Source organism: Acinetobacter sp. B51(2017), assembly GCF_003711395.1.
Classification (GTDB): Bacteria; Pseudomonadota; Gammaproteobacteria; order Pseudomonadales; family Moraxellaceae; genus Acinetobacter.
This window is the reverse complement of record NZ_PJRJ01000068.1, coordinates 1-3,698: the sequence shown is the minus strand read 5'-3', so window position 1 is coordinate 3,698 and position 3,698 is coordinate 1. Positions and strand designations below refer to the sequence as shown.

General features: G+C 34.1%; 3 protein-coding genes. All 3 read left to right on the top strand.

Annotation, left to right across the window (positions count from 1 at the left end):
- Positions 1 to 413: 413 nt before the first annotated feature.
- The 3 genes from repM (at position 414) to CYK47_RS15050 (ending at position 2,979) form a co-directional block, all read left to right on the top strand.
- Positions 414 to 1,322 carry a replication initiation protein RepM gene (repM, locus tag CYK47_RS15060; RefSeq protein ID WP_122902584.1) on the top strand — a complete coding sequence of 303 codons (909 nt, stop codon included), beginning with the start codon at positions 414 to 416 and terminating at the stop codon, positions 1,320 to 1,322.
- Positions 1,323 to 1,800: 478 nt separating this feature from the next.
- Positions 1,801 to 2,442 (top strand): hypothetical protein, encoded by a 642-nt coding sequence (locus CYK47_RS15055; RefSeq protein WP_164709234.1) that lies wholly within the window; start codon positions 1,801 to 1,803, stop codon positions 2,440 to 2,442.
- A gap of 321 nt (positions 2,443 to 2,763) precedes the next feature.
- Positions 2,764 to 2,979 carry a hypothetical protein gene (locus tag CYK47_RS15050; RefSeq protein WP_122902582.1) on the top strand — a complete coding sequence of 72 codons (216 nt, stop codon included), beginning with the start codon at positions 2,764 to 2,766 and terminating at the stop codon, positions 2,977 to 2,979.
- Positions 2,980 to 3,698: the final 719 nt, after the last annotated feature.

The following is a 3,698-nucleotide window of genomic DNA, read 5'->3' as shown; positions in this document are numbered from 1 at the left end:
GGTTAACCTGTTGAACAGTGGCAGATGTAAACGCCGTGTAACAAGTCAATCAACATAACTGGCATATATACAGCATCATAATAAACGATCAATTTATTATTAATCATCGACTTATTGAATAAATAGGGATAGTTTAATTTAAAGGTAGGTGCAGATAATTGCAGTCAATTTTCACTACAGTTTTTTAACAAGAAATCTTCTTCTTTTAGAATTAAAGCTTTTAAATGCTTTTAAGCTCCTCGCTATGCCTTGCTGTATAAGGCTTTCAGAGACCATATGAATAGTTTTTCCGAGTAATATGAATAGTTTTTCCGAGTGGATAAGTCTTCATATGAATAGTTTTTCCGACAATTTAGATAGTAATATTTTTGAACTATCTTTATGATGGTGCTATCAGCTTGAGTTAAGAAAAAATGAGCACTAAAAATAAATTAATTGTGAAGGATAACGCCTTAATTGAGGCAGGGTTCTATTTGTCATTAGTAGAGCAACGTCTAGTTTTACTGGGAATTACAGAAGCGAGAGAACTAGAAGAATTGACTTTTGAAACACCAGTCAAAGTATCAGTACAAAGTTATATTAAGCATTTTGGTGTAAATAGCAGTACAGCATATGAATCACTGCAAGCAGCAGTTAATACTTTATTTGACAGACAGTTTAGCTACTACGATCACGAATTGAATGAACGATTCAAAGAACGATGGATTTACAAAGCAAGTTATATGGACAACAAAGGGTATGTGATTATGTTCTTCACACCAACTGTTATTCGAATGATTAGTAAGCTAGAAGAGAATTTTACTAAGTATTTATTGAATCAGATCGCAGCTTTTAAAAGTAAATATTCGATCAGAGTTTATGAGTTGGCTATGAAGTGGGGAAGTGTTGGGCAGTCTAAGAAATATGGTGTTGATGAATTGAGAGAAATCTTGGGTGTGGGAGTTAATGAGTACAAGACGATGAGCTTATTCAAAGCAAACGTACTAGATAAAGCACTCAAAGAAATTAATACCAAGACAGACCTAAGCATAGACTATGTCCAATTTAAAGAGGGGCGGACAATTACCCATATACAGTTGAAAATTACTGAAAAGAAAAAAATAGAGCAGGTTGGAATTAAATATACAGCACCATTAACAGAAAAACAGATTGAGATGTTTAGTGACAAACTCAGTCGTTCATCAAAATTTCAAAGTCATTTTATGGCTGCTGTTGGTGCTAGCAATGAAGATTACAAGGATCAAATTGCAGCTAAACTTGAGGATAATTTCTACGTTGAACAGTGGTTGCCATACTTGGAAGAAGTTGGATTTAAAATTTGATTTGTTTTACTTTGTGTAAAAATATTTACTGTGGTTAATGATTAGTGTAAGCTTGCCATTCGGGATCAGTAAAAAACACACTTAGCAGAAGAAAAAATGCTGCAGTTTTTATTCAAATTCCATCATTTTTACGTTATCAAACTACTCTAAAAATGCCTTTGTAGCCCACTATTTGCATTGGTTTAGCACATTTCACCGAAATGATGCTTATGGGGGAGCTATTGCCTGAGGTTATGGCGCATCTTATCTGTAAGGTGATAGAACATACTCTTAAGGTAGATACATGCATCTAATAGAGAACATTCGATAACAATGATTACCAAACAAACTTAACTAAAGGAGGAAGACTATTTCTACATCTATTGGAACCAAGTTATATAAAGGGGTAGTGATTAGTAGTAAAGCTGATATATCGAATAATCTAGATTCAATGCTTAAGGTGCTGTCTAGGGCACAGAAGCAAATGATTAATCCTAGAATGATGCATTTTGTATGCCCTATCGAAGACTTCGACATATTGCCAAGTAAGTTTATTCAAGCATTCAAAGAGAAGTTTGAATCTGAATGGCGTAAAGCTGAAAATAGCGAAAGAAGAGAGAAGCTACGTTCTAGACGATTGCCAAAGATCGAGATGATCTACAGCATCGAAGCTAAAGATATTGAAAATCCAAATTATCGTTGGGGTGATCCTGAAAACTCCCATCTGACAATCAGGTACAACCATGTGCATATCATCTTGATCGTTGATATTGATCACAAAAGGTATAATTGGAGAGAGATTTCAATATTAGCAAATAAGGCTTTCAATCGTATCAATGGTATTCAATCTTTGACTATTGAAAATGATTTCACTATGACAAGTGCAGATGGTGAGCACACTACAAGCTGTGGATTTCTCAAAGTTAGATCGAAAAAGTGTCTAGTGAATAATGGTGAAAGCTTTAAAGAGCTTTTTTGGCACGACCTTAAGACTGAATTTGATGATGCTGTGATTAGGGCATCCTATCTATGTAAGTCAGAGCAAAAAGCTCTACTGCCCGAAAGATTTGCCAATAGCTCATTCAATATCACTAGAGCAGCTCGTCAACCACGAGTGGTTAAAATCACTCAAAAAACCTAAGTTTTTAAAATCACTAAATACCTATACCGACAATAAAAAAGGAATAGGTATGAGTGATTCGAAATTAAAAATATTAGCATTGGTTTTAGGCTGCTTAATGCAATGGCAACCACCAACCACAGTAGTGATATCTGATTTGGTGAAGGTGGATCAATCCATCAATACCACTACGATTATAGTTGAATGTAGTAAAGAGAAGCTGCCTTGAGCAGCTTTTTCACACCTATTAAAATAGATTTACTAAACAACATTGAAAAATTGCTGAAATAAAGATTTGGATAATATATACGTAGTTGAACCTAAATTTTATAAGGATTGAATATGGCTATGTTAAATACGGTGACCCTTAAAAATAACGATTCAACAATGATTTTCACCAAACGCATGATAAGACAAAAATGGCGTGACGAAAAAGATACTGAAATTGTAGATCAGACCTTAATAAAATTTTTAGACAATGCCAGTCTAAATCAAACTATTACACTAAATGGTCAAGAGTATAAAGTGGCTAAAGTTGGTCAAGGTGGGGCAATCTAACGGCACAGTCAAAATGAACCGCTGCTTAGTCAATTTGAGCAAGCAGCGTAGTCAAAATGACAACACTTTAATAAGACAAATAAGTTTTAAATAAAAATCAAAGAGGGTGATTGGCAGTAGCTCTATATTCTATTTTAAGCCTCATACAGCCACTTTAAGGCACCAACCTATACAACCCTACTACAATAGGCAAAGTGGGCTTAAAAACGCATACAAATACACATAAAGCATAAACCAACTTCTAGACACATCATATAACGCATTCTAAGCCTCATACAGCCACTTTAAGGCACCAACCTATACAACCCTACTACAAAACATATAAATAGCCTTAGAACGCAAATTATAGAGTTTATTGAATGAGCTAATAGGGGAAGTTAATTTCAATTTCTAGAAGATTAATTAGCGGTAATAGTGTCAAAAGTAGTTAATTGGTTAGAAAATTTGGTTACTACCATGTCATAACAATAAAAATTATTTTTATAAATAATAATTTACTAACACTAAATGATGCGTTGAATACGCATAACATAGCTATTCTTAAATCTCTGCCGATATTTTAAACCTAGACTGGGGTCGAATAGTTGAGAGTGGTTAACCTGTTGAACAGTGGCAGATGTAAACGCCGTGTAACAAGTCAATCAACATAACTGGCATATATACAGCATCATAATAAACGATCAATTTATTATTAATCATCGACTTATTGAATAAATAGG